Genomic DNA, 23,951 nt, shown 5'->3' on the forward strand with positions numbered 1-23,951 from the left:
CGAGCGGGCCGCCTCCTGGGACGCCGCCACCAGCTCGGGAATCACCCGCGGGTCGACCTCGGCCGAGACCATGGTGCTCGTCACCGACAAGGTCGAGGCGACGCTGCGCTGGGCCGGCAATTCGATGACCACCAACGGTGTTTCGGTCAATCGCAGCATCACGGTGATCTCCGTCGTCCGCCAAGGATCCAGCGCGCGGATCGGCACCATGGTCTCGGCCGAGGTCGACCCGCGGGTGATTCCCGAGCTGGTGGCGGCGTCCCAGGAGGCGGCCCGCTCGGCGCCCGAGGCCGGTGACGCCGCGCCGCTGCTGGCCGACACCGGGATGCCCGTTGACTGGGACGCGCCGGCGCCCGGCACCGGCCCCCTGGTGTTCGCCGACGTCGCCGACTCCCTGAGCCGCGGCTTCCGCGGCACCGACCGCCTGTACGGCTTTGCGCACCATAGCGTTTCGACGACGTTCCTGGCGTCGTCGACGGGGCTGCGCCGACGCTACACGCAGCCCGCTGGGGCGGTGGAGATCAACGGCAAGCGCGGCGACGCGAGCGCCTGGGCGGGTATCGGCACACCCGACTTCGTCGACGTGCCAATGGATTCGTTGCTCGAGGAGTTGGCGATGCGGCTCGGGTGGGCCGAGCGCAGCGTGGGGCTGCCCGCGGGACGCTACGAGACGATCATGCCGCCCTCCACGGTCGCCGACATGATGCTGTACCTGGCCTGGTCGATGGCCGGCCGGGGCGCGCGGGAGGGCCGCACCGCCTTCTCGGCCCCCGGCGGCGGGACGCGGGTGGGGGAGCGGCTCACCGAGCTGCCGCTGACCCTGTTTTCCGACCCGATGGCGCCGGGCCTGACGTGCACGCCGTTCGTCGCGGTGAGCAGCTCGTCGGAGACGATGTCGGTGTTCGACAACGGCATGGAGATCGGCCAGGTGGACTGGATCCGCAACGGGGTGATCAACGCGCTGGCCTACCCGCGTGCGACGGCCGCCAAATTCGATGCGGAGGTCGCCGTCGCCGCCGACAACCTGGTGATGACCGGCGGGTCGGCCGAGCTTGCGGACATGATCGCGGCCACCGAACGCGGCCTGCTGCTGACCACCCTGTGGTACATCCGTGAGGTCGACCCGACCACGCTGTTGCTCACCGGGCTGACCCGCGACGGCGTCTACCTCATCGAGGACGGTGAGGTGACGGCCGCGGTCAACAACTTCCGCTTCAACGAGAGCCCGCTGGACCTGCTGCGGCGGGCCACCGAGGCCGGGGTGAGTGAGCAGACCCTGCCCCGCGAGTGGTCCGACTGGGCCACCCGCGCGGCCATGCCGTCGCTGCGGATACCGGACTTCTACATGTCGTCGGTCAGCCAGGCGCAATAGGCGATTGCCGCTGGGCGGGCCGCGTTCTAGCGTGTGACGAATGGCGGCTCCGGTTTCGGTTCGAGAAGATCAGCTGACGCGGTTGGTGGCCCTGTCTCCGGGGTCCCCGGCGGACGCCCGGGTCGCGGCCCTGGTTCGGCGGGTGTGCGCCGAGACGCTGTCGCTGCCACCGCTGCCGAGCCCCGTCGAGGTCGGCGCGCCCGAATCGGAGGCCGAAGCCGTCGTCGCCGACTTCGCCGAGCAGTTCAGCGCCGACGTCTCCGCGATCACCGGCGACCAGCGGGCCGGGCTGGTCAAGCAGCTGGGCGATGGCGCCTTCGGCGTGGTGGTCTCGATGTATGTCGCCGACTTCGTCCCGCGAGTGCGCGCCGGGCTGGAGGCACTCGGCGTCGGTTCGGAGTACATGGGCTGGGTGAACGGCGTCGCGTGGGATCACACGACGAACCCGGCGAACCTGGTGTTCAACGACTTCTTGCCCGCGGTGGCCCGGATGCGCGCGCTCGACCCGGTCACCTCCGAGCTGGTCCGGTTGCGCGGGGCGGCTCAGCACAACTGCCGGTTGTGCAAGTCGCTGCGCGAGGCCACAGCGCTCGATGCCGGCGGTTCGGAGACGCTATATGACGAGATCGGCCGCTTCGAAGCCTCGCGTTTGCTCGATGACCGCGTCAAAGCAGCGCTGCGCTACGTCGATGCGTTAATTTGGACCCCTGCGCACCTCGCCGCCGACGATGTCGCCGAGGTGCGCTCCCGGTTCTCGGACGCCGAGGCCGTGGAGCTCACCTTTGACATCATGCGGAACGCAAGCAACAAGGTCGCGGTTGCGCTCGGCGCTGATGCCCCCCGCGTCGAGCAGGGTACCGAGCGGTATCTGCTGGGTGCCGACGGCCAGACCGTATTCAGCTGACTGCTACGTCGACGTGGAGGGCTGCTGCCCGACGCCTGGCGCAGAACGAGTATCCGCTGGTTATGCCCGGGATCCGCTCGTCGTCTCGGCCTCGGCCACCCTGCGCGACACGGACGCGTCGATGATTGTTCGCCCTGGGACGAAGTAGGAAATGTTAACCCTCCGTACACGGTTCCGCAAACAAAAGTTCGTCGCTCAGGCCGCCGGCACTGGCTAAATTTATCTCTCGGCACCGAAACTGATGCGTGACGGTGATCCTCAGATGGCAGCGCCGCCTGAGTTAACGACAGTCGACCGCGCGACTGTTAGCCGTGGGCTGATTCGCTGTCTCGGCTAATTGTCGCCACACAAAGCTTGGCTAGCGTTGGGGAGCACCCCGCGCAGAGGGAGGTTCGGGGATGACAACCACCCGTTCGCGCTCGCGCATGCGAGTGTCATCGGTCTGGGCTGCCGGCGTTGCGCTGGGGGCCTCGATGCTCGGCGGCGCCGTGCTGTCGGCGCCGCAGGCTTCGGCGAATTGCACTCTGAGCCCGAAGGACGACCAGTACATCAATCTGCTCGCGCAGAACAAGATGGTGCACAACGCCGATTTCAGCGACTGCACCGAGGCCGCCGAGGGGCGTTGGTTCGCCGACCAGGTACGGAACCACCCCAATCCGTTCGGGGAGGCCCAGGAGCTGGTCAACATGATCACCAACACCACGTCGATGGACCAGAAGCAGGCCGAGTGGGAGGTCGAGTCGGCGATCTACGTTTACGCGCCGGACATGATCCCGAAGATCAAGGATCAGGCCGCGCACTTCAACTGGCCGTCCGAGTAGGGAAGGGCTGCTCACCCGCTTGGACGTCCGCGCAGGAATGTGACGGGCTTGCGGGGATTTCGCTGCCTACCCAGCTAACTTGAGGGCAGGACACCCGCGCCTGCGGGCGCGGGTGATGGGTCCGAAGCGCGTTCGCTTGTCCTGCAACGAGCCGCGTCGCCGGAGTTCGGCTTGCTGTCGTATTTCCAACTCTCACCGTGGATTTGGCACCGGTTGTTCATTCATTGTTTGAAGAGCACGCGTTTGCCCCGCGCTGCGTTGGTGGTACCCGCTGTTCAGCGCGAAACGACACGTAGCTAATTCCACGACAAGGGGGTTCGGAGAAGTGACAACTACCCGATCGCGCGCACAAGTGCTGGCCGTGGGGGCGGCCGGTGTCGTGCTGGGAGCCGCGATGTTCGGTGGTGCCGTGGTGTCGGCGCCGCACGCATCGGCGTCGTGCGCAATGAGCCCGGCCGACGACCAATACATCAAGCTGCTGGCGCAGAACAAGATGGTCCACAACGCGGACTTCAACGACTGCAGCGAGGCCGCCGAGGGGCGTTGGTTCGCCAGTCAGGTCCGGTCCAACCCGAATCCGTTCGGGGAGGGTCAGGAGCTGATCAACATGATCACCAGAACCACTCCGATGAGCCAAGCCCAGGCCGAGTGGGAGGTCGAGTCGGCGGTCTACGTCTACGCACCGGAAGTCATTCCCAAGATGAAGGATGAGGCTGCGCGGCAGGCGCCCGGGCAACCCGCGCCCGCATAGGGGCCGCTCGGCTCATACCGCGGTCACGGCCACGGTCAACGCGACGCCGAATACCAGGGCGGCCGCGGCCGTGGCCGCGAGAAACCCGAGCCCGAAGCGGCGGCCGCCCGCGGTGAAGGCCAGCACCGTCTTGACGAGCAGATTGGAGCCGAGCGCGGCGGCGATGGCGACCAGGGCCGTGTCGACGGTGACGTCACCCTTGGCCGCCAGGCTGGCGGCGGCCACCGCCCCGGCGTGGGCGTCGGCGAGACCGGCGGCGAACGTGGCAAGCACCAGCCCCTGCGGGCCGAGCGCGGCGGCGCCCCACCGGCCGACGAGCAGGGCGAAGGTCAGTACCGCGGCCAGGATGAGGGCGGGCCGCAAGGTGAAAGGCCGGGTTTCCTTGGTCGCTGCGGGGGTGTCGCCCTGCTCCGGCTTCTGTTGCTGGGCCCGGGTGCCGCCGCGGTAGACGAACGCGGCGACGCCGACGAGGACGGCCGGCGCGGCGACCACGGGAGGCCAGAGGCGGCGCAGCACGTCGACATCGACGAGCCCGATCACGATGAGCAGCTGCACGAAGGTAGCGAGGCTGGCGAGCAGGGCGCTGGCCAGCGGCGCACGCAAGTTTGGGGCGGTCCGGCTGAGCCTGCCCATCGACGCGGTCGTCGCGGTGGCCGAGACGAACCCGCCCGCCAAACCGGTGACCAGCAGGCCGCGTTCCGGCCCGAGCGCTCGAACGCCGATATAGCCCAACCAGCCGATACCGGTCAGCAGCACCACCAGCAGCCACACCTTCTCCGGATTCAGCACGCCGAAAGGTCCGAGCGGGCGATTGGGCAGCAGCGGCAGGATCACGAACGCCACGACGAAAAACTTGATGGCGTCCTCTAGTTCGACGTCGCTGATGATTTCGCGGGCGAACCGATGGAGGCGGGTCTTCGACACCAGCAGCCCCGCCACGACCACGGCGAGGGCTACGGCAACCGTCGGGCGGGTGTAGGCGACCGCACCGAGCAGGTAGGCGACGAGCGCGGCGAACAGTGTGGTGGTTCCAGGGTCTTTGGTGCTGGTGCGAAAGTAGGCGAGCCCCAGTAGCGCCCCGACACCGACGAGACCGCCCAGCACGATCCACTGATTGAAGCTCGCGGCGATGGCCCCGACCAGTGACAGGAGCGCGAACGAACGCGACCCGGCGGGAAGCTTGCGGCCGTGACTGCGTTCTCGCTCCAGCCCGAGCAGCAACCCGACGGCCAGCGCCACCAGGAACGGCTGGATTTGCTGCCAGCTCACCACGACTCCTATTCAGCAGACCCGTCCTCGTCACCCGTCGACAACTTAGCCCGCAGACCACCGCATCGCTCGTGATGCGGGCGCTAATGTCACAGTCGACAGAGGCTTCTGGTAAGCGCGACAGCGGCCGGCCGGGCAAGGCTGCGGTACACCGCGGCGGGTTCCGTTACGGTGGAGAACGCATCCGCAGCTGGTTGGTAAAAGGGGCGGTAGCTCAGTTGGTTAGAGCCGCGGACTCATAATCCGTTGGTCGCGGGTTCGAGCCCCGCCCGCCCCACTGTAAAGTGCCTAATAGAGCGACTATTGGCCGGCGTCTGGCAATCCGGAAGCCGGTTTACCCCGGCCTCGCCCCGGCGTGCGGCGCGGTGGGGGCGGCGCTAGCTAAAATCCGGCGGCGTACGGCGGCTTGGCGGCCGAAGAGATAGCGGGCGCGATAGGTCATACTCGACGCAGCCGACCGAACGGGACTTGAACCCGCGCTTCCGGGTATCAACCCGGCGCTCTACCAACTGAGCTATCGGCCCATACACGGTAAACCGCGCAGGTCAGTCGTCGTACACGAACCGTGTCGGACGCCGATGGGACGATTGACACGTGGAGAACGACCAGACCGAGGACCAGGAGACCGTCACATCCTGGATCAACCCGTGGATCGCCGAGTACAAGCGGCGCCAGGCGATGCTGACGGCAATGCGCCCGTTTGAGGTCATCGCGATGCTCCGCGACCTGAACCTGACCTCATACGCCTTCAGCAAGAACGCCGAAGACCTACAGGCCCACGTTGCGCGCTACCCCGAGATTGGCCAGAGCCAGCCGTTCAACCCAGACGTCGGCGACCCGTTTGCGACCGAGCTGGCTCGCCTATTTGCAAATCTGCTGTGCTCGGTGAAGTCGCTCATCTCCGGCCAGCGCTCAATCTTGCGCGATATATGGCCGAACGTCGGCAAGCAGCTGTCCGAGTTCGAGCAAGGGGAGTACACCGCCAAGCGGCTTGAGGTTTTCGAGGCGGACGAGGCCAAGTTGCTCGTGGAGCTTCGTAACTACTCTCAACACAAGTTTCTTCCCTACTTGAATCCGGCATGGGGGTTCTCGCAGACGATGCCGATGGCGGAATTTCAATTTAGGTTGCATGTTGAGCCGCTGCTGAAATGGGACGGCTTGAACGGGGAGGTGCGCAAATATCTTGAGACGCATGGTAATACGATCGACCTGATCCCGATCATTGGCCGGTACTCCAAGTCGGTTCGCGAGTTCTATCAGTGGTTCTGGCGAGAAATCGATGAGAAGATGAAGTCTGAGCGCATCGAATACGATGCGCACGTGGCTGAGTTGATGGTCTATGGCGAAGAAGTGTTCTTGACTCCGGATTGGATCAAGAAGCCTGGCGGTGAGCAGCCGCCTGACTGGAACGGTGCGCGGTGGCGCCGCCGGTCGCTCGCCAAGATTCGCCAGCGGCGCTGGATGCTAGGCCACCGGTCGTTTCGCGGCATCACAGTGGACAGGCAAGGAATCGCTGAGGTCGGTGAACACCCTTGGACGCCGATACTTTTGCGTGTTCCCTAAGCAAGCTGCGGGCCGCCTTGGCGAACATCGCCCGCGCTGGAGAACAGCGTTCGATGAGCTAACACGCAAGTGGCGGGTCGCCGCGTGCAAGTCGTCGTTCCGGTGCGCCCGGTGGGGATCAGCCTGGGCTTGGTCGTCGACACGCTGGCTGGGGACTCATAATCCGTCGGTCGCGGGTTCGAGCCCCGCCCGCCCCACTCTTGTTCCCGGGACGTCGGCTGATGGCTGCCATACCGCGTCTCGGCTGACGCCTCACGGTGTTTCAGGTGATGCCTGACAGTTACTTCGGTTGATCCTTGACGCTCCGCAGATGAGGGAGTTGAGCGTGGCTGATCGCTCCAGCATGTCCGAAGTCTCCGGACCCACCGGGCGGTTCACCAGCCGTTAAGCTTGAAAGTTCCGGGCCTCTACCCGAAGGTCCGACAACCGCCGAGAGGTCGACGGCGACATGTCCGGAGGATTTCTATCGTCTCATCGGGTCCGCGCTGCGGCGCACGCGAAGGCTAAGGTCGCGCAGCGGGCGACGCGCTCGGCGAGAGCTTGCAACCGAACTGCGTTGCGGCGCAATGGAGACGCGACATGACCACACGGCTCATCTGGCAGTTGAGCCGGGCTCATGAGCGCGTCGAGCAGATCGAGGCGCGGCTAACCGGCCCGCTGGTCGTTTCCCGCCGCGGCACGATCTGCCCGACGCGACCCGAGGAGATCGTGGCGCTTCTGCACGACACGACCAGACTCACCCATCCGATGCGGGGCCACGACGACGCTCACCCCTGGGTACCCACCGGCGCGACACCCGCCCAACACGCCAGGTACCGGGCGCTCCTGGACCCGCTCTTCAGGCCACGAGCTTTGGCGTGGCTCATGCCATCCATCCAGGAACACGCCGTGGCGCTCGTCGACGGGGTGGCCGCGAAGGGCCAGTGCGAGGCCGTCGGCGAGATCGGCCGCCGGCTGGCGGCCCAAACATTGCTGACGCTGCTCGGATTGCCGGCAGGCAGCCTTGAGAGGCTGCTGCATTTACTGGCGCGGCAAGCGGAATTCCCCAGGAGCGCGCCCTTCCATGCCGACCTGATCGAATACGTCAGCCAAGCAATTTCCACCGCCAGGCCGCCGGGGATCATTGCCGCGCTCCGCGGTGACTTCGAGGAAGTGGAAATACTGAGCTTTGTCTTGCTCCTGTTCGGTGCGGCAATCGAGACGACGACCGCGGGAATCGGTTTTGCCCTGTTCGAGCTGGCCACCGACCCGCAGTTGCGGGCACTCCTCATCCGCCACCCCGATCAAATCGCAACGTTTATCAACGAGGTGCTGCGCCTTTACTCTCCGATCGGCTATTGCCCGCGGGTCACCCTGGAGGAGATCACCATCGGTGGGGTGAAGGTGCCGCCGCTAACCGAACTGGAACTCTCATTGCGCACGTTGAATTTGGACGGCGGTTACCTCATAACGTACAGCGACGACAAAGTCCACGGTCGCCCGTACTACTCATTCGGATCCGGGTCGCGGCGATGTCTCGGAATGCACGTTGCCCGAATGCAGCTGAGCGTCCTCGTCGCCGAGTTCGTGCGTCGTATCCCCGGATTCACCGTGGCGCCGGGCCACGTCGAGTTGAACGTCGGCGATGACAGCACCCGACTCGGCCCGACCGCCATGCCCTTGCAGTGGCCGACGTGAGAAGCGAAGGACGCATTGAGCCGTATGCCGGAGAAGCTGGCCGATCATGGGGTCGCGTAGGCAGGGCGCAGGTGCAGTCGACGGGCTCACCGTCCTGGGATCGACGCTGCCGCAAGAGCTTACGACGTTCATCGATCAGGTCGTGCCGATCCTGCGGCGCCGGGGTCGATTCCGCCGGGTGCACCACGTCCACATTTCCCGATCAACCTGGGCTTGAACGACCGGCTTAAAACTCCTCGCGATCGACAACGAAGCGAACCTGACAGGCTTTGTGGATATTGCCCGGGCGGAAGCCCACGACGTCGGTATCGACGACTCGAAGACCCAGGCCCTTGAATATCGAGTGCCATTCGTCGACGCGCTTGAATTGGCAACCAAAATTCATGTCGACCAGACCCTGGGCGACGGCGTTGCCAAAGAAATCGATAAGCACTAGCGCGCGAAATTGATCGCTTTCGTCGAGCTTGGTGAATTCGGTTAGCTCGATTTGCCCCGCCGCAACCCCGGGCGGAGCCGCGGGGACGGCATAGGTGTCTTCCTCGATGATCAACCGCCGCGCGACGCGTCGCAAATTTTTCAGCAACGGAATCAAGTCGGGTTCGTCCACGTGATGCAGGACGGTCTTGACGATCGCACTGTCGAACATGTCGTCCGCATAGGGCACGTCGACGGGCGAAGCCATCTGCCGAAACGGCAGATGTGCGGCGTCGGCGCCGCGGTAGTCCATGACGTCGGTGGTGTAGCAGTCGTAGCCGGCACGTGCGACCAGCGCAGCTAAATGACCGCGGCCGCTGCCGAAATCGAGCACCGTGCTTCCGCTGATGGCATCCGCGAAATTCTTGAAGTCCTGCACCGGCTTGCGCTGTGACTTATACGCCGAGTAGCCCTCGCTGAACCACGACCCGTCTCCCTCGGATGTGAAGAATCGTGTGTGCACCTCTTCGGCCGCTTGGTAAAGTTCACGCCCATTATCTGCCGCCAGCAAGTACTTGGATACGTCTTCCAGGGTCGCTCGCACGTCGTCGGAATAATCGGGAAAATGGGATTTGTAACTGTGTTCCAGTACCGACAAAGTAAAGTTCAGGGCGGTGGTTTCGTGCTGCAAAATCCCGTGAATAAACTCGTATTGAGCTCGTGTGGTGGCTGTTCGCACCAACAATCCTTCCGTCACGCACGCTTCAAACGCCTGGCGCGGCATCGTTGGGTAGCGGCAGGCGGAGGCCAAAGCAATTGACTGAAAGCATGGTATCAGTGCATTGCAAATAGAGATATTTGGCGAAAGAGCCGTTAAATTTCCCTGGTTCGCCTTTACATCGTTGCTCAACGCGCGTAAAGCAAAGACGGCCAGCTGAATGACGCGGCCGCGGCTCGCCACTTCGGCCGCCGAGCGAAAGCCCGTGTGACATGCGGTTCTCACCGGTCCCCACCCCACCGCTTCGACCCGGGCGCCTCGAACGCTGTCGAAAAGCGTCATTGAGGGCAAACGATCGCGGACGCGTAGCGCTCCCGTCGTCAGCGTGCCCGCGGCGCCGACGCGGCAGCTCAATGAAGCGTCCTGTGAGCCAGCGCATTCCATGGGGCGAATGTGGTCAGAGACACATCCCGCCGGTGCCGGGGCCCACCCCCGTTAGGGTGCAGCCTATGGCGGTGCTGCGTGGCAAGAGGATCTTGTTCGACATCGATGGCACCCTGGTCGACTCGACCGCCACCGTCGAACGCTCCTGGGGCACCTGGGCCGACGAGTACGGCGTCGACTACCAAGAGGTGCTCAAGGTGTGCCATGGCAGGCGGACCGAGGACACCGTCGCGCAATTCGTCGCACCACACGACCGCGTCGCTGCGACAGCCCGGCTACTCGCTCTGCAAGGGCTGGCCGATCTCGACGGTGTCGTGGCGCTACCGGGAGCACGCCGACTGCTTGATGCCCTCCCACATGGTCACTGGGCCGCAGTGACTTCGGGTCCGCGCTCGTTGATGGCCGCCCGACTGGCGGCGGCGCAGCTCCCCGCTCCGAAATTGCTGATCGGTGCAGAGGATGTAGCAGACGGCAAGCCAAACCCCCAGGGCTACCTCAAGGCGGCCGCCGCGCTGGGCCTCGACGCCCAGGAGTGCGTGGTCGTGGAGGATGCGCCCGCGGGCGTCGGCGCTGGGCGGGCCGCGGGGGCGCAAGTGCTTGCCGTCACCACCACTCACCACGCGACCGAACTGGCAGACGCCGACGTCGTCGTCGGCGATCTCTCCTGCGTTGACGTCGAGGTCACCGATACCGGTGTCGCCCTGCTGATCAACTGAAGCGGTACGAACTCTGCCGGCCTCTTCTCGGATGCCTCGCCCCACAACCGGTGTGCGCGCCGCCCACGGATTGCGGCCCGTGCCCGCGCTGTAAGTTCGTCCGCGGCCATAACGACCGTGGCCGCCTGCGCCACTGACATGACGCGAGAGGACGCCGATGAGAACGATCGCATACCGCCGCGCGGGAGTCGTTGGACTGGCCGCCGTCGCGCTGATCGCCGTGGGCTGCACCGATACCAAAAGCGCCAGCCCGTCGGCGCCGCAGCGGGGCGGGGTCAGCGTTACCTCCGCACCTCAACAGCCGGCGCCGCCCACCGAAGTGAAGCTCGCCGGGGAGCGCGGGGTCGAGGTGACGCTGACCGGACCGATCGCTGCGAAGTACGCGTCGGCAACCCAGAGTCAGAAGGACGCTCTGGGCAAGCCCCTGACGGGTGACCACAACGCGGGCACCCGGCCGAGCGGGCTGGTGTTCCAGCAGTTTCAAGGCGGCGTGATCACCGCGAAGAACGGCGACACCGGTACGCCCGCCTACATCACGCTGGGCAGAATCCGGGAGGCCTGGAACGTGCCACGCGACCCATCCGGCGTACCCGCGATCACCGGTGAGAACGGGTCGGCGGGCCCGCTGGGCTTCCCGACCAGCGACGCCAACACCGTCGGCGATGCGCTCGTGTCCAACTTCGAGCACGGCCAAATCGCGTACAACCCGACGACCGACCAGCTCCAGGTGACGGTCAACGGCAACGTCGTACCGTCCGGGCTGTAGCCCTGAATTCGTCGCGCGGCGGGCGGGCGCACTCCACCGGCCCGTGTTGCTCCACAGCGAACACCTGAGGTCCGCGCGGGGGCGCCGCCAGCATCCCCGGCGATAAACTGACGCCTTCGACGTCGCAGGTGGCGCCGCTGACGCGGCGATGTGAAAGGTGGTACGCGGTGACCGGGTCCGGTGGCGAGGCGGCCTCCGCCGTCGAGCACGCCATGCGGTCCGACGAAGAGGCGGCCGCGGGTTATCGAGAGTGGCTGGCCGCCGCCCAGCGGGCCGGTCGACGGGTGCTGCAGGAGCCCGACGGCACCTACGTGCTGTGGCGGCGCGACGACGTCCTCGCCGCCGTCCGCGATGGCGACCTTTTCGCGAGCCGCCAAAGCGAACTGATGCCCGGCAATCCGCCGTTCGGGCCGTACCGGGAAATCATGGTCGACCTGTTGTTCAATCCGGTCAATTCGCGCGAAATGCTGAGTCCCGTGCGCGGGATCATCGAAAAATGCGTCGATGCCGTGGCGACGAAGCTCGACTGCTGCGACGGGGCGCGCGTCGCCGAGGTGGTGTGGCGCGCGGCATTCGTCGCGGTCTGTGGGCTGCCGACGGACACCCCCATCGAAGCCGTCAACCCCATGCTGGTCGGGGCGATCCGCCGAGCACCGCTCGGTGGCCCCGACGTGATCAGCCGCCTCGCCACCGAACCGCTCACCGACGAAGAAGTGCTGGGCATCATCGGCGCGGTGCTGCGCGGTCTGGTTTTCACGTCGTTCGCTATCAAGGCCGGGCTGGCGGTGCTGGCGCGGAAGCCGATGCTTCAGCGGGAGCTACGCGAAAACCCGGACCGGCAACGCCGGTTCATCGAGGAGCTGCTGCGGCTGGACGGCGGGGCGAAAACCGTCTCACGAAGAACGACTCGGAGCGTGACGATCGGAGAAACGACCATCCCGGCCGGGTCCCCGGTCCAACTGTGTGTCGGACTGGTTCATCGTGACGAGGCCGACGACATGTCCGGCCACAGCATCAAACTGGATGGCCCGCAACGGCATTGGAGCTTCGGCGGAGGCCCGCACCGGTGTCCGGCCTCGCACCTGGCCCGGGACCTGCTGGGGATGTTCTTCGAGGTCTGGCTTGCCGAGGTCCCGTTCTTCCGGTTCGACTCAGACGGTGGCGATGTTCCCAAGGCGTGGCATCCCAAGCCCTACAGCCCGGCACCCAATGAGATCTTCGAGGGTTGGTTCCCGGGTCAGGTGCCGCTCAGGTGGCGACCGGAGCCGTGACCAGGCACGGATCAGGTGCCCACTGCTTCCTCGGCCGAGTGGTCCATTCGATCGACGCGCTATCGTCTGCGGGTGGCCATATCGACTCCCGCGAGCACAGCGGTCGCGACAGTGCTTGCGGTAACCGCGTGCGTGACGGCGCCCCTCGTCGCCGCTGACCCGACACCCCAGCAGTCGCCGTTTCCGACCGGGAAAGCCGGCACCACGATCCACGTGACGGAGTACAGCGGCGCGACCGCCGACGTCACCCTCAACAACGCGAACTGGGTCTCGTCCGGCTGCTCGCTCAGCGGCGGGGGCTGCAACGTCATCGAGCTCACCATCGTCGGCAAGTCCGACACACCCTTCAGCTACAGCCAGACCTCAGTGACCGTCGCGTCGTCCCCGTGGCGGCAAGACCCGTATCGGGACATCCAGGGCGCCTCATCCACGATCGACTACCAGAAGATCAACAAGACGCCGCCCCTGCGCTCGGGAAGCGTCACCAACGGCCAGACCGCGCACGGATTCATCGCCTACGACGCCAGCGTCGCCCAGGGCGACGTTTACGTCGAATTCCTCGACCCCAACGCTCCGGCGGCGCCCACCCCGCTGGCGGGCTGGAAAGTCCACACCTAGCAACCCATAGGTATCTGAGACGCTGTTGGCGTGAACGAACCGTGTCCCTGCGGCAGCGGTGCCACCTATCGCGCGTGCTGCGGACCGCTTCACGATGGCCAGTCGCAAGCCGGTTCGGCTGAGGAACTGATGCGATCGCGCTACTCGGCGTTCGCCTACGGTCACGCCGACTATCTGTTCCGCACGTGGCATCCGCGCACCCGTCCGGCCGACGTGACGGTCGACCCGCGCATCAGATGGACCGGCCTGAACGTGATCGAACTGCGCGAGGGCGGACCGGACGACGATTTCGGTGAGGTGGAGTTCACCGCCCGGTTCGAGTCCGCGGGTCGCGCGGGAAGCCTGCACGAGCGCAGTCGTTTCGAGCGCCGCGCCGGCCGATGGTTCTACCTCGACGCCGCCGCCGCGGAATGACCGGGAAAAGGGTTGGTTGCTCCGGGCGCCTGATGGAGCGAGTGACGGGACTCGAACCCGTGTATACGGCTTTGCAGGCCGCTGCCTAGCCGCTCAGCCACACCCGCATGAACCATCAGCATTCCAGCGCGTGCGCCCGCCGCCTACCGTTTTCCTCACCCCGATCGATTTGGCCTAGCGGCGGTCTGCGCCCCACCGGGAATCGCCGGTTAAATTACCCCTATGCGCGTTGCTCGCCTGATCGGCGCAGTCCTGGCGATCCTCATGACGGGACTGCTGATGCCCGCCCCCGCCGGCGCGCAACCACCGTCCAAGCTCATGGACCACGTCACCGACGGCGTCGGGGCGTTGACGGATCCCGGTCGGGCGGCGGTCAATGCGGCGATCGACCGGCTCTACAGCCATCGGCATATTCAGCTGTGGGTGGTCTACGTCGACAACTTTTCCCGGTTCAAACCCGATAACTGGGCCGAGCGAACCCGCGGCGCCAGCGGGTTGGGCGACCACGACGCGCTGCTGGCGGTAGCCACCAACACGAAGCTCTACGCGTTTTCGGTGCCGCCCAATACGGAGGGCGTCACGCCCGACGAGCTGAACCGTCTGCGCAGCAACCAGATTGAACCCGCGGTGGCCGTCAAAGACTGGAGCGGTGCTGCGGTCGCCGCGGCAGATGGGTTGAACAAGGCGGCGGGCACCTCAAAGCCGATGTGGGTGCCGATCGCGATCGGCCTCGGCGTCCTGGTGTTGATCGTCGTGCTGTTTCTCGTGTTCTATCGGGTGCGCCGCCGCCGGCGTGCACCACGGCGGGTCGACCCCGGCGATGGCCAGATCAGCGTGGGCGATTCGGCGGGGCAGGCGTTGTCCACCGCGCACACCAGATTGCGCCAAATCTCCGACTACGTCGCCCGGCATCACGACAGCGTCGGCGCCGGGGCGCTGGCCCGAGTCGACGAGGCGAAAGGACATTTCGCGGCGGCGCAAGCCAAGGAAGCAATCAACGCCGCTGAAGCAGTCGCCCACGCCAATCGGGCTTCGACGCTGGCCGCGCAGGCGCAAACGCTGGCGAACGCCGACGTGCTGGCGGCACACCGCCCACCACGAGGTCGGGGCTCCACATCCGCCCGATGATCGTTGCGCCAACCGCGGCGTCAGAAGCAGCCGCTCACATGAATCCGTCGGCCGCCTCCCACACAGACGTTGACCGGGGGCGGCGGTGGCGGCGGTGGCGGAAAGTCTTGCGGCAGCGGCGCATACGCCTCCGGCGGCGTCACATTGGCGTTGACCGTATCGGCGATGTTCGTGCACCCGCTCACGGAAACACGCCTGCCGACGCTTGCGCAGACGTCCGCGTTGGCCACGCCGGCGGGCTGCACGACGGCATAGATCTCTGGAATGGCGGCAAAGGCCAACGCCGCCAGCGCACCTGCAGTCCAAGACCGCACGTTCATCGGGATCTCCTTCCCATCACGGCTGCGCTCACGCGCACCGGAGGCGAATCGAGGGCGCTTGTGGGGCATGCTCGCACAGCCCGACGGTCAGGGAGTCGCGCCGACCTGCCCGAGTAGCGGTGTCCACTGGCAGCGTTGCCTGATGTCGGCCAGCGGTTGGCGAATGTTCTCGAGATCGGACTGCTCCTGCGGGTTGGCGTTGAAGTACTGCTGCACGTCCTCCCGAATCTGATCCTTGGGCTGATCCTGCAGGCCGGTGTAGAACCCGTTGAGGTCCGGATGGGTGTAGAGGTAGGTCGAGAGCGCCGCGGCCACGCCGGCCGCAACGCCGGCCATGTCGGCTGCCGTGCAGTTGGGGGGCCGGGGCGGCGGCTCGGCCACGGCGGTCCCCGCGGTCGCACATAGCAGGGTGCCGCTGAGCGCGCCGGCGCCGATCGCTCCGACCAGTAGCCGGCGCGTGAACAGATCTGCGAGGAACATGACTGGCTCCTTTATCCGGCGATGAACCTGGCCGGGACCGATGTCGGTTGCCGCCCGCTTCAAGCTGAGTCGAGCTGCAATTGGCATGGTGTCAACTCTGGCCACGCCGCGAGGGTCATTACTCGGGCCGAAAGTCACTACTAGGACGGCCAACCGTCAGCAGATTGCCTAATCGGCGTTCATGGGTGAGCGCACGACGCGAACGCCGTCGAAGACGAGTTTGTGGGCCGGCCGGCGCAGGGCCTCGATGGTGCCGTCCGCATGCGCGATGACTCCGCCGCCCGAGGGGATCCCGAGCCCGGCGGCCGCTCCGCCCAGCGATTCGATGGTCCGCGCCAGCCGTGCCCAACCGGCTCGCTCGTCGTGCGCGTCGACGACCAGGGGGACCAGACCGAACACGTCGAATAGCCCCGGCTCGGGGGATTGCGGTGCCTCGACCATCCCGTAACGCCCGAGGTGGACGGCGCCGGCCGAGATGCCCACCAGGACCGCCCCGCGGGCGTACCGGTCCAGGATGACGTCCCTCATGCCGGTTTCCTCGAACGTGTGCCAGCCGAGACGCGCGTCGCCGCCCGCGAGGACGATCAGCTGGGCGCCCTCGAGGAAGGCGCGGTCTGCGCGGTCGAACGACGAGTCGATCATGCGACGGTCGGTGATCCCGACGGCCTCCACCGCCGCCTCGAAGATGTCGTAGAACTCGGGGCGATCCCCGTTGGAGGCGCCAAGGTAGGCCGCGCTCGGCGGTGTGGCCCCGGCCAACCGCTCGACGGCTTCTTCGAGGAGCAGTCGGCCCCGCCGCCTCCAGAACAGCAGCTGGCTGTCCGCCAGCAGATAAAGCGGCTGATGTAGTGGGGCAATACTCATAACGGCCATCGTCGGTGGGGCGATTCAAAGCGTGGTCAAGACCGAGTAAACCCCCTATGTCCGGCCTTGACGATCAACGCCGCCCGTAGGGATCGCTCAGGTGAACGGTTAGGTTTGTATCCATGGGCAACGAAGGGGGTGGATCGGCGTTCACCTGGCAGGGCCGGCGCGAGCTGGTGAGCCAGATACACGAACAACTCGACGAGCTGGTGGCGGCTCGCGACCAGATGGAACAACTGGTGCGGGTCATCAGCGAAGTCGGTTCCGATCTCGACCTGGATGTGACGCTGCATCGCATCGTCACGGGCGCGATCGAGCTGACCGGCTCCCGCTACGCAGCCCTGGGCATCCGCGCTCCCGACGGCACCCTGGCCACTTTCGTCCGCGCCGGCATCGACGAGCAAACGGCGCGGCAACTCGGCGAATTGCCGGTGGGCGACGGTCTGCGCCTCGACGACGTGAGTGCCCATCCGCAGGCCGGCGAGCTGCAAGCCCACCATCCGCCGATGCGGGCGCTCCTGGGGTTGCCGATCACGGTGCGGGCGGCCGACTTCGGAAGCCTCTACCTGGTCGACGATCGCCCCGGCCGGGTGTTCACCGACTCCCAGGCCGCCGCCGTGCGGGCGCTGGCGATTGCGGCCGCGGCGGCCATCGACAACGCGCGGCTGTTCGAGCGGGAACGTGAGTCGGCCAAGTGGACGAAGGCCAGCCGCGAGATCACCACCGCGTTGCTGTCCGGCGACCCACAGACCGGGCCGTTGCAGCTGATCGTGAACCGGGCGCTGGAGTTGGCCGGAGCCGAGCAGGCCATCCTGCTGGTTCCCAAGGAGCCCGACCTGCCCGCCGAAGAGGTCAACACCCTCGTCGTCGCCGCGACGGCCGGGCGGTACTCCTCCGAGGTGATCGGTCGCCAGGTGCCGATGGACGGCTCCACCACCGGCGGTGTCGCGCGGCGAGGCCTGCCGTTGATCACCGATTCCTTCCAATACCCGATCGAGGGATTCACCGACGTCGGCGAACGCTCCGCGATCGTCATGCCGCTGATCGCCGACGGCGCGGTGCTCGGCGTCATCGCCGTCGCCCGCGACCCGCAGCAGTCCCCGTTCGGCAGCGACTACCTCGAACTGGTCAGCGACTTCGCCCGGCACGCGGCCATCGCCCTGGCGCTGGCGGCGGGTCGCGAACACGCGCTGAATCAGGAACTCGCGCAAGCCGACACCGTCGACGAGGCGATCAACGCCGCGGCCGAGGAGTTGCGCCGACTATGGCGGGCCCGTCGCGTCGTGGCGGTCACCTTCCCAACTCACGGCTCCTCGAACGAAACCGCTTACGCGACACCGCAAGTCGTATCGGTAGGCGAGTCCGCGCAGTGGGATGAACTGCCGCCCGCCACCCAACAGACGCTCAGCTCACTGCGAGACGGCGACCTCCTCACCCCCAGCACCGGGGACGCCGGGACGGCGGGCATCGCGCTGCAGCATCCCGAAGGCGTGCTCGTGGTGTGGATCGATCTGGCCGAGCGGCGGGCGTTCACCCTCGAGGACCAGACCCTGCTCACGGTCCTCGCGGGCCGCCTGGGCCAGGGCCTGCAGCGGGTCCATCAGGTCGACCAGCAGCGCGAAACCGCGCTGGCGCTGCAGCACGCGATCCTGGGCCCCGCCGATCTGCCGCACGGCTTCGCGGTGCGCTACCAGGCCGCCAGCCGGCCCCTACAGGTCGGCGGCGACTGGTACGACATCGTCGACCTGGACGACGGGCGCATCGCGATGGTCGTGGGCGACTGCGTCGGGCACGGCCTGGCCGCCGCCACCGTGATGGGCCAGGTGCGCAGCGCCTGTCGGGCGCTGCTGTTCGAAAACCCAAGCCCGGGCGCCGCTTTGGCCGGGATGGATCGCTTCGCGGCGCGGTTGCCCGGCGCCCAGTGCGCCACCGCCGTCTGCGCGGTGCTCAACCCGGAGACGGGGGAGCTGGTGTATTCCAGCGCCGGGCACCCGCCGCCCATCCTGGTCCACGCGGACGGCACCACGCAGATGCTCGACGACGGTCACACCATCGCGTTGGGGGTGCGTGCGGATTGGCCGCGCCCCGAGGGTCGGGTGATCCTGCCGGCGCGGGCGACCCTGCTGCTCTACACCGACGGGTTGGTCGAACGCCGCCGCACCGCGCTGGGACAGGGCATCTCCCGCGCCGCGACGCTGGTGCAGGACGGACGGAGCTCCACCCTCGACGACTTGGCGAATAACATCATGTCCGGTTTGGCTCCCGGCGGCGGCTATCAGGACGACGTCGTCCTGCTGCTCTACCGCCATCCCGCGCCGCTGGAGCTGACCTTCCCCGCCGACGTCAGCCACCTCGCCCCGGCCCGAACGGCGTTGCGCCACTGGTTGACTCGGACCCGGCTGGACCCAGAGCAGGCGATGAACGTGCTCGTCGCCGCCGGCGAGGCCGTCGCCAACGCCATCGAGCACGGTCATCGTGACAAACCCGAGGGCACGATCAGCCTCGGCGCGACCGCACTGGTGGACCAAGTGCAGTTGACGATCACCGACACCGGCACGTGGAAGCCCCCGCAGCCGGCCAGCTATCCATATCGGGGCCGGGGTATCGCCCTGATGCGGGGGCTCATGCACGACGTCACCATCGACCCCGACGCCGCCGGAACCACGGTCCGTCTATCCGCGAGGATCACATGATGCCCACGTCGCTCACCCTCGACACCGCGCGCCGCAACGACGGGGAACTGATGTTGGTCGCCGCGGGGGAGATCGACCTGAGCAACATCGACGCCTTCGTTCAAGCCCTCACCGCCGCCAGCGGCCAGGCCGCCGGGGGTGGCCCGCTCACCGTCGACCTCAGCGGCGTCGAGTACCTGGACAGCGCCGCCATCAACGCCCTGTTCGCCCACGCCAACCACATCAACCTGATCGCCCACCCGATCCTGATGCCCATCCTCACCATCAGCGGACTCACCGAACTCGTCGCCGTCGAGCCCGCCTCGCCCATCGCGGACGGCTGACGAGCCTCTCAGGTCTCAGGGATTTTCGGCGATCCAGGTGGTCGTGAAGCGCTGCAACGCCGGAATGCTCTCGGCCAGGTCGGCTTCCATCGACTTCTCGAGCTTGCGGCCCACCAGCGGGATTTTCACCGCCACCTGGACGGCAAACCGCAGTTGCGTGCCGTCGTCGGTCGGCGCCATCCGTGCTTCCGCACGGCCGGATCCCACGCCGCCTGAGGTCACCACCCTGATCTGCCCTCGGACCTCGCCGCCCCCGCTTGGTCGCCACGTCTCGCTGTGGACGATCTTGAGCTCGCCGGGGACGGCTTTGGCGATCAGCGTGGGCAGTAGCTGGCGAGACACGTGCTGGGTCGCGCGAACCGCCACCGTGCCGTCGGCGTCGACGACCAGTGAATCCAGGGTCGTGGGAGCATCGCTGACCCGAAGGCGGGCCAGCCAATAGTCCTCGCGGCCGAACGTCGCGTGGATCTGCTCCACGCTCACCGGCGACTCGATCAGGATGTCGAAGGAACGCGACATGGCATCGATTCTTCCAAAATGGGACGGGTCCTGGCTGCGACGCCTGCCACACCCAAGCCATGTTTCGAACGTACGTGCGATGGCTATTCCCCTGCGCGGAGGTGGAAGACATGACTGACGACACGCAACAGGCGCCCGGCGAAAATCCCGAGAAGGACCCGTCCCAGTGGGTGACGGGCGACGAGCCGATGACCGGTCCCCAGCGGAGCTACGTGCACACCCTGGCCCAGGAAGCCAAGCGCGAGGTGCCCGACGACATGACCAAGGCCCAGGCGTCGGAGCTCATCGACGAGCTGCAGCAAGAAACGGGCCGCGGCAACTGACTAGCCGGCGGGCCGGCTCCGGATCGTCGGCGGCGTCGGCGTACCGGGCCGGCCCGCCTTGCGGGCGAGGTCGCCGAACCTGACGCTGACGCGTTGAAACCCCTTGACCTGTTCGGCTTTTGCCTTCTTGGTGTACGTCTTGCGGTCGGCCGGTGTGAGTTCCGCGTCATCGGTGAACGGCGTGAGCAAGGCGCGCGGGTAAAGCCGTTCCACCAGAACGACATTGATTTCGGCGCACAAAACCAGTGTTGACGAGATGAGAAACAGGAAGGCCAACAATCCCAGCACCAAAGCGAAGACGCTGTTGGTGGCGCTGGCCGTCTTCACCGTGTGCCGGATGTAACCGGCTCCGCCCCACTGCAATACCTGCCAGATCACAGCTGCCGCAAGCGCTCCGGGCAATACCTGGCGATAGGTGAGCCCCCGGGCGGTGGTCACCCGGAAGGCCACGAGGCAGATCAGTGCGTTGATTCCTACGGCGACCATTGCGACGCCGATCTTTCCGAATACGCCCAGCGCCCCGGTGGCCTGGCCGGCCGCGGACAGGGCGGTGGCGGCCAGGGCGGCCGAGCCGAGGACCAATAAGAGAAGCAGGCTGCGCGCGCGGGAGCGCAACGGGTCGGGACGCTTGTTCCTCGGTACGGCCCATACCGAGTCCATCGCATTCTGCACGGCCTGACCGACGCCCAGACCACCGTAAAGCGCACCTGCGATGCCGACGACCACGGCGACGGTGCCGCCGCTGAGGCCTGCGGGCTCATGCAACTGGTTGCCGATGACGGGGAATTGGCTCAAGGTGCTGTGCAGCACCTGTTGCTGCAGATCCGGGCGCCCGGCGAGGATCAGCCCGAGGCCCGTCGTCAACAGCAAGAGCAGGGGGAACAGCGACACGAAGCCGTAGTAGGTGATCAATGCGGCCAGATATCCGCCTTGGTCGTCGAGGTATTTGTAAACGACGGCGATCACCACGCCCGCGGCGCGGTTTCGTCGCTGCAGCCTGTCCAGCCAGCCGACCATCTCGTGCTCACTTCGTCGCAGCGGAAGCGGATCCCCCCCGATGGGATTGCCAGGTGATACCCGAATTCGGCGACGGTCAACCGTGGGTCAGTTCGCCGCCGGATTCCCTGCGAGGATGGGGTGATGGCCGACGATGTGAAGCGCTCCGAGCGCGAATTCAACGAGCGCAACATCGAGGAGTTCCGCCGCAACGGCGGCAAGGTCGGCGGACAGTTCGAGGGCTTTCCGTTGCTGCTGTTGACCTCGACCGGTGCGCGCAGCGGTGCGCAGCGAGTGAATCCCGTCGCCTACTTCGACGTGGACGGCAGGATCTACATCGTCGGGTCCGCCGCGGGCCGGGACAACAACCCCGCATGGGTGCACAACATCCGCGCCAACCCATGGGTGACTGTGGAGATCGGCTCGCGGGCCCCCAAGCCGGCGACCGTGCGTGAATTGCCGCCCGACGAGCGCGATTCCGTGTATCGGATCGTCGTCGAGCGCGCGCCGGGGTTCGGCGAGTACCAGGAGCGCACCGACCGGCTCATCCCGGTGTTCGAACTGGTTACCGAATAACAGCACCGCCAGTGGGTCGCCTGTCGCAAAATGACCGACATGAGCATCGCGGCGATGAAGCACCTGTTACGGGGTTGGGCTTTCGGCGCCTTCGCGCTCGCTTTGACGGCATCGCCGGCAATCGCGATTTCCGCGCCGGCCATCAGCCGCGCCGACCCGAATTGCGCTGAAGGGTTCGTGTGGAGCGTTGACTTGCATCAATGCGTTCCCGCGGTCCCCGCCGTGAACGGGCCCGGCGGGCCGGGTGGACCAGGTGGTCCCGGCGGGCCGGGTGGACCTGGTGGTCCCGGCGGGCCGGGTGGGCCTGGCGGCCCCGGCCCCCGGTAGGACCCACAACCACGCCCCGGGCCCGCGGCGACCTGCCGCGAAACACGCGGGAACCTACAGCCCCTCGCGGTCGTTATAGTGGCTAAGTATCGCTTCACTCCGAGGGGGAAACAGGCGCATGCCACGCACAGACAACGACTCGTGGGACTTGGCCACCAGCGTCGGCGCGACGGCCACCATGGTGGCCGCGGCCCGGGCGATCGCCACCAAGGCCGACACTCCGCTGATCGAGGACCGGTTCGCCGAGCCGCTGGTTCGCGCCGTCGGCGTGGACTTCTTCACACGATGGGTCGACGGTGACCTCGACGCCGCCGACGTCGACGACCACGACTCCGGGTGGAAACTCGAGCACATGCCCGCGGCCATGGCCGCTCGTACCCGGTTCTTCGACGCGTTCTTTCGCGAGGCGGCGCAGGCGGGCATCCGTCAGGCCGTCATCCTGGCGTCCGGCCTGGACGCGCGCGCTTACCGGTTGTCGTGGCCGGCCGACATGACGGTGTTCGAGATCGACCAGCCGGAGGTGATCGAATTCAAGACCACCACACTGGCGAAGCTGGGCGCCGCCCCGCAGGCCGACCTGCGCACGGTCGCGATTGACCTGCGACGCGATTGGCCGAAAGCGTTGGTGGAAGCGGGTTTCGACAAGAGCCGCCCGACGGCCTGGATCGCGGAAGGCCTTTTCGGGTACTTGCCGCCGGACGCGCAGGATCGCTTGCTCGACAACATCTCCGCGCTGAGCGCCGAGGGTAGCAGGCTGGCCGTGGAAGCCATCCCGGACCGGCCACAACAGGACGTCGAGAAGGCACGGGAGATGATGCGCAGGGCCACCGCCAAGTGGCGCGACCACGGCTTCGAGTTGGATTGGGAGGAGCTGGGTTTCGAGGGCGAGCGCAACGACGTTGCCGAATATCTGAAGAACCTGGGGTGGCGGACGGTCGGCACCAAGATGAGCGAGCTGTTGGCCGGCAGCGGGCTCGCCGCGATTCCGCAAACCAACGACTCGGTGTCGGTCGCCGACACCATCTACTACAGCTCCGTGCTGGGCAAATGACGGCACCGAGTAGGCGGGGGCTCAACGACACCGTCACGCGGCTGTGGAGCTTTCTGGCCCCGGCGTACGATCTGCCGTTCCTCCAGCGGTGGGTTTACCGCCCGCCTCACGATGAGGTGATTGCGCAGCTGCGCGCTCATCGGGCCCGCAAGATCGCCGACATCGCCTGCGGCACCGGCATTCTCAGTGACCGGATCGCCCGAGAGCTCGTGCCCGACGAGATCTTCGGTGTCGACATGTCCGACGGCATGCTCGCCCGCGCCCGCGCGAGGACGGACCGGGTGCGGTGGCTGCGCGGTCCGGCTGAACAGTTGCCGTTCGACGACGGCGCGCTCGACGCGGTGGTGACCACCTCGGCGTTCCACTTCTTCGATCAGCCGGCGGCGTTGCGCGAATTCCACCGCGTCCTGGCGCCGGGCGGGTTGGTGGCCGTCGCGGCCTTGAGCGCCCGGCAACCGCTGCTGCAAGCACCCTCGGCCAACAGATGGAAGCCGCAGCACAATGCGTCGCCGGGGGAGATGCGCGCGTTGTTCGAGGGTGCCGGGTTTGCAATCAGCGATCAGCATCGCGTTCGGCGACCGATGTGGACGCAGGTCATTCCCGACCTGATTACGGTCGGCACCAAGAGCTGAT

The 23,951-nt window shown here is 66.8% G+C and carries 25 protein-coding genes and 3 tRNA genes; 19 read left to right on the forward strand and 9 right to left on the reverse strand.

Annotated features, from left to right (window positions below; all coding sequences use genetic code 11):
- Nucleotides 1-70 precede the first annotated feature (70 nt).
- From A9X04_RS02530 to A9X04_RS02545, 4 genes are all read left to right on the forward strand, one after another.
- A complete protein-coding gene (locus tag A9X04_RS02530) occupies nucleotides 71-1,372 on the forward strand; it encodes a metallopeptidase TldD-related protein (protein WP_082974768.1) in 1,302 nt (433 codons plus the stop codon).
- A gap of 40 nt (nucleotides 1,373-1,412) precedes the next feature.
- Nucleotides 1,413-2,276: a carboxymuconolactone decarboxylase family protein gene (locus tag A9X04_RS02535; RefSeq protein ID WP_067917432.1), complete on the forward strand. Its 864-nt coding sequence runs from the start codon at nucleotides 1,413-1,415 to the stop codon at nucleotides 2,274-2,276.
- 398 nt (nucleotides 2,277-2,674) lie between these two features.
- Nucleotides 2,675-3,097, forward strand: coding sequence for a DUF732 domain-containing protein (locus tag A9X04_RS02540; protein WP_067917436.1), 423 nt, complete (start codon nucleotides 2,675-2,677; stop codon nucleotides 3,095-3,097).
- 361 nt (nucleotides 3,098-3,458) lie between these two features.
- Nucleotides 3,459-3,848, forward strand: a complete 390-nt coding sequence (locus A9X04_RS02545) for a DUF732 domain-containing protein (protein WP_067917569.1) — start codon at nucleotides 3,459-3,461, stop codon at nucleotides 3,846-3,848.
- A 12-nt stretch (nucleotides 3,849-3,860) separates the two neighbouring features.
- Here the strand turns inward: A9X04_RS02545 and A9X04_RS02550 are convergent, their stop codons facing one another.
- Nucleotides 3,861-5,117 carry a DUF4010 domain-containing protein gene (locus A9X04_RS02550; protein ID WP_067917571.1) on the reverse strand — a complete coding sequence of 419 codons (1,257 nt, stop codon included), beginning with the start codon at nucleotides 5,115-5,117 and terminating at the stop codon, nucleotides 3,861-3,863.
- A gap of 203 nt (nucleotides 5,118-5,320) precedes the next feature.
- Between A9X04_RS02550 and A9X04_RS02555 the strand changes: the two genes are divergently transcribed.
- Nucleotides 5,321-5,394 (forward strand) — tRNA-Ile (locus A9X04_RS02555).
- Between the two features lie 176 nt (nucleotides 5,395-5,570).
- On the opposite strand, the gene A9X04_RS02560 is transcribed toward A9X04_RS02555, so the two are convergent.
- Nucleotides 5,571-5,641 (reverse strand) — tRNA-OTHER (locus tag A9X04_RS02560).
- Between the two features lie 70 nt (nucleotides 5,642-5,711).
- On the opposite strand from A9X04_RS02560, the gene A9X04_RS02565 reads away from it, so the two are divergent.
- Both A9X04_RS02565 and A9X04_RS02570 read left to right on the forward strand, forming a co-directional pair.
- Nucleotides 5,712-6,680 (forward strand): hypothetical protein, encoded by a 969-nt coding sequence (locus A9X04_RS02565; RefSeq protein ID WP_067917438.1) that lies wholly within the window; start codon nucleotides 5,712-5,714, stop codon nucleotides 6,678-6,680.
- Nucleotides 6,681-7,259: 579 nt separating this feature from the next.
- Entirely contained in the window at nucleotides 7,260-8,357 is a 1,098-nt protein-coding gene (locus A9X04_RS02570) for a cytochrome P450 (RefSeq protein ID WP_067917440.1), read from the forward strand.
- A gap of 226 nt (nucleotides 8,358-8,583) precedes the next feature.
- On the opposite strand, the gene A9X04_RS02575 is transcribed toward A9X04_RS02570, so the two are convergent.
- Nucleotides 8,584-9,831, reverse strand: a complete 1,248-nt coding sequence (locus A9X04_RS02575; protein ID WP_197508996.1) for a bifunctional 2-polyprenyl-6-hydroxyphenol methylase/3-demethylubiquinol 3-O-methyltransferase UbiG — start codon at nucleotides 9,829-9,831, stop codon at nucleotides 8,584-8,586.
- Between the two features lie 167 nt (nucleotides 9,832-9,998).
- Between A9X04_RS02575 and A9X04_RS02580 the strand changes: the two genes are divergently transcribed.
- From A9X04_RS02580 to A9X04_RS02600, 5 genes are all read left to right on the forward strand, one after another.
- Nucleotides 9,999-10,649, forward strand: a complete 651-nt coding sequence (locus A9X04_RS02580; RefSeq protein ID WP_067917444.1) for an HAD-IA family hydrolase — start codon at nucleotides 9,999-10,001, stop codon at nucleotides 10,647-10,649.
- Between the two features lie 157 nt (nucleotides 10,650-10,806).
- Nucleotides 10,807-11,415 (forward strand): LGFP repeat-containing protein, encoded by a 609-nt coding sequence (locus A9X04_RS02585; protein ID WP_067917446.1) that lies wholly within the window; start codon nucleotides 10,807-10,809, stop codon nucleotides 11,413-11,415.
- 167 nt (nucleotides 11,416-11,582) lie between these two features.
- Nucleotides 11,583-12,686 carry a cytochrome P450 gene (locus A9X04_RS02590; protein WP_156764188.1) on the forward strand — a complete coding sequence of 368 codons (1,104 nt, stop codon included), beginning with the start codon at nucleotides 11,583-11,585 and terminating at the stop codon, nucleotides 12,684-12,686.
- 78 nt (nucleotides 12,687-12,764) lie between these two features.
- Nucleotides 12,765-13,304 carry a hypothetical protein gene (locus A9X04_RS02595; protein ID WP_067917573.1) on the forward strand — a complete coding sequence of 180 codons (540 nt, stop codon included), beginning with the start codon at nucleotides 12,765-12,767 and terminating at the stop codon, nucleotides 13,302-13,304.
- 30 nt (nucleotides 13,305-13,334) lie between these two features.
- Nucleotides 13,335-13,718, forward strand: coding sequence for a YchJ family protein (locus A9X04_RS02600; RefSeq protein ID WP_067917450.1), 384 nt, complete (start codon nucleotides 13,335-13,337; stop codon nucleotides 13,716-13,718).
- 33 nt (nucleotides 13,719-13,751) lie between these two features.
- On the opposite strand, the gene A9X04_RS02605 is transcribed toward A9X04_RS02600, so the two are convergent.
- Nucleotides 13,752-13,825, reverse strand: a tRNA-Cys gene (locus tag A9X04_RS02605).
- Nucleotides 13,826-13,940: 115 nt separating this feature from the next.
- Between A9X04_RS02605 and A9X04_RS02610 the strand changes: the two genes are divergently transcribed.
- On the forward strand, nucleotides 13,941-14,846 hold the full coding sequence (locus A9X04_RS02610) for a YgcG family protein (RefSeq protein WP_067917452.1): 906 nt from the start codon (nucleotides 13,941-13,943) through the stop codon (nucleotides 14,844-14,846).
- Nucleotides 14,847-14,866: 20 nt separating this feature from the next.
- Here A9X04_RS02610 and A9X04_RS29385 read toward each other — a convergent pair whose 3' ends face one another.
- From A9X04_RS29385 to A9X04_RS02620, 3 genes are all read right to left on the reverse strand, one after another.
- Entirely contained in the window at nucleotides 14,867-15,166 is a 300-nt protein-coding gene (locus A9X04_RS29385; protein ID WP_082974769.1) for a hypothetical protein, read from the reverse strand.
- Nucleotides 15,167-15,253: 87 nt separating this feature from the next.
- The gene (locus A9X04_RS02615) at nucleotides 15,254-15,646 is read right to left on the reverse strand and encodes a heme-binding protein (protein ID WP_067917454.1); all 393 of its coding nucleotides are present in this window, start codon (nucleotides 15,644-15,646) and stop codon (nucleotides 15,254-15,256) included.
- Between the two features lie 168 nt (nucleotides 15,647-15,814).
- Nucleotides 15,815-16,510, reverse strand: coding sequence for a Type 1 glutamine amidotransferase-like domain-containing protein (locus tag A9X04_RS02620; RefSeq protein WP_067917456.1), 696 nt, complete (start codon nucleotides 16,508-16,510; stop codon nucleotides 15,815-15,817).
- A 122-nt stretch (nucleotides 16,511-16,632) separates the two neighbouring features.
- On the opposite strand from A9X04_RS02620, the gene A9X04_RS02625 reads away from it, so the two are divergent.
- Together A9X04_RS02625 and A9X04_RS02630 are read left to right on the forward strand one after the other, a co-directional pair.
- Complete coding sequence (locus tag A9X04_RS02625; RefSeq protein WP_067917458.1) at nucleotides 16,633-19,203, forward strand: SpoIIE family protein phosphatase; 2,571 nt, start codon at nucleotides 16,633-16,635, stop codon at nucleotides 19,201-19,203.
- Nucleotides 19,203-19,526: an STAS domain-containing protein gene (locus A9X04_RS02630; RefSeq protein ID WP_067917575.1), complete on the forward strand. Its 324-nt coding sequence runs from the start codon at nucleotides 19,203-19,205 to the stop codon at nucleotides 19,524-19,526. Before A9X04_RS02625 ends, A9X04_RS02630 begins: the two co-directional genes overlap by 1 nt.
- A gap of 15 nt (nucleotides 19,527-19,541) precedes the next feature.
- Here the strand turns inward: A9X04_RS02630 and A9X04_RS02635 are convergent, their stop codons facing one another.
- A complete protein-coding gene (locus A9X04_RS02635) occupies nucleotides 19,542-20,045 on the reverse strand; it encodes a DUF2505 domain-containing protein (protein WP_067917460.1) in 504 nt (167 codons plus the stop codon).
- Between the two features lie 110 nt (nucleotides 20,046-20,155).
- Between A9X04_RS02635 and A9X04_RS02640 the strand changes: the two genes are divergently transcribed.
- Nucleotides 20,156-20,368, forward strand: a complete 213-nt coding sequence (locus A9X04_RS02640; protein WP_067917577.1) for a DUF3072 domain-containing protein — start codon at nucleotides 20,156-20,158, stop codon at nucleotides 20,366-20,368.
- Here A9X04_RS02640 and A9X04_RS02645 read toward each other — a convergent pair whose 3' ends face one another.
- Nucleotides 20,369-21,385: a YihY/virulence factor BrkB family protein gene (locus A9X04_RS02645; protein ID WP_067917462.1), complete on the reverse strand. Its 1,017-nt coding sequence runs from the start codon at nucleotides 21,383-21,385 to the stop codon at nucleotides 20,369-20,371.
- Nucleotides 21,386-21,508: 123 nt separating this feature from the next.
- Between A9X04_RS02645 and A9X04_RS02650 the strand changes: the two genes are divergently transcribed.
- The 3 genes from A9X04_RS02650 (at nucleotide 21,509) to A9X04_RS02660 (ending at nucleotide 23,950) form a co-directional block, all read left to right on the forward strand.
- Nucleotides 21,509-21,940 (forward strand): nitroreductase family deazaflavin-dependent oxidoreductase, encoded by a 432-nt coding sequence (locus A9X04_RS02650; protein WP_067917464.1) that lies wholly within the window; start codon nucleotides 21,509-21,511, stop codon nucleotides 21,938-21,940.
- Nucleotides 21,941-22,385: 445 nt separating this feature from the next.
- Nucleotides 22,386-23,318, forward strand: a complete 933-nt coding sequence (locus tag A9X04_RS02655) for an SAM-dependent methyltransferase (RefSeq protein WP_067917466.1) — start codon at nucleotides 22,386-22,388, stop codon at nucleotides 23,316-23,318.
- Nucleotides 23,315-23,950, forward strand: a complete 636-nt coding sequence (locus tag A9X04_RS02660) for a class I SAM-dependent methyltransferase (protein WP_067917468.1) — start codon at nucleotides 23,315-23,317, stop codon at nucleotides 23,948-23,950. The genes A9X04_RS02655 and A9X04_RS02660 overlap by 4 nt, the downstream gene beginning before the upstream one ends.
- The last annotated feature ends 1 nt before the right edge of the window (nucleotide 23,951 follow it).

It is taken from the genome of Mycobacterium sp. E3247 (assembly GCF_001667785.1).
Lineage (GTDB): Bacteria > Actinomycetota > Actinomycetes > Mycobacteriales > Mycobacteriaceae > Mycobacterium.

Excerpts from the sequence above, each read along its gene's own strand:
- A9X04_RS02535 (WP_067917432.1), top strand. The coding sequence starts at position 1,413 with ATGGCGGCTCCGGTTTCGGTTCGAGAAGATCAGCTGACGCGGTTGGTG.
- A9X04_RS02530 (WP_082974768.1), top strand. The coding sequence starts at position 71 with ATGGTGCTCGTCACCGACAAGGTCGAGGCGACGCTGCGCTGGGCCGGC.
- A9X04_RS02650 (WP_067917464.1), top strand. The coding sequence starts at position 21,509 with ATGGCCGACGATGTGAAGCGCTCCGAGCGCGAATTCAACGAGCGCAAC.
- A9X04_RS02635 (WP_067917460.1), bottom strand. The coding sequence starts at position 20,045 with ATGTCGCGTTCCTTCGACATCCTGATCGAGTCGCCGGTGAGCGTGGAG.
- A9X04_RS02575 (WP_197508996.1), bottom strand. The coding sequence starts at position 9,831 with ATGACGCTTTTCGACAGCGTTCGAGGCGCCCGGGTCGAAGCGGTGGGG.
- A9X04_RS02585 (WP_067917446.1), top strand. The coding sequence starts at position 10,807 with ATGAGAACGATCGCATACCGCCGCGCGGGAGTCGTTGGACTGGCCGCC.
- A9X04_RS29385 (WP_082974769.1), bottom strand. The coding sequence starts at position 15,166 with ATGAACGTGCGGTCTTGGACTGCAGGTGCGCTGGCGGCGTTGGCCTTT.
- A9X04_RS02660 (WP_067917468.1), top strand. The coding sequence starts at position 23,315 with ATGACGGCACCGAGTAGGCGGGGGCTCAACGACACCGTCACGCGGCTG.
- A9X04_RS02645 (WP_067917462.1), bottom strand. The coding sequence starts at position 21,385 with ATGGTCGGCTGGCTGGACAGGCTGCAGCGACGAAACCGCGCCGCGGGC.
- A9X04_RS02580 (WP_067917444.1), top strand. The coding sequence starts at position 9,999 with ATGGCGGTGCTGCGTGGCAAGAGGATCTTGTTCGACATCGATGGCACC.
- A9X04_RS02570 (WP_067917440.1), top strand. The coding sequence starts at position 7,260 with ATGACCACACGGCTCATCTGGCAGTTGAGCCGGGCTCATGAGCGCGTC.
- A9X04_RS02540 (WP_067917436.1), top strand. The coding sequence starts at position 2,675 with ATGACAACCACCCGTTCGCGCTCGCGCATGCGAGTGTCATCGGTCTGG.
- A9X04_RS02615 (WP_067917454.1), bottom strand. The coding sequence starts at position 15,646 with ATGTTCCTCGCAGATCTGTTCACGCGCCGGCTACTGGTCGGAGCGATC.
- A9X04_RS02610 (WP_067917452.1), top strand. The coding sequence starts at position 13,941 with ATGCGCGTTGCTCGCCTGATCGGCGCAGTCCTGGCGATCCTCATGACG.
- A9X04_RS02640 (WP_067917577.1), top strand. The coding sequence starts at position 20,156 with ATGACTGACGACACGCAACAGGCGCCCGGCGAAAATCCCGAGAAGGAC.
- A9X04_RS02630 (WP_067917575.1), top strand. The coding sequence starts at position 19,203 with ATGCCCACGTCGCTCACCCTCGACACCGCGCGCCGCAACGACGGGGAA.
- A9X04_RS02620 (WP_067917456.1), bottom strand. The coding sequence starts at position 16,510 with ATGAGTATTGCCCCACTACATCAGCCGCTTTATCTGCTGGCGGACAGC.
- A9X04_RS02655 (WP_067917466.1), top strand. The coding sequence starts at position 22,386 with ATGCCACGCACAGACAACGACTCGTGGGACTTGGCCACCAGCGTCGGC.
- A9X04_RS02625 (WP_067917458.1), top strand. The coding sequence starts at position 16,633 with ATGGGCAACGAAGGGGGTGGATCGGCGTTCACCTGGCAGGGCCGGCGC.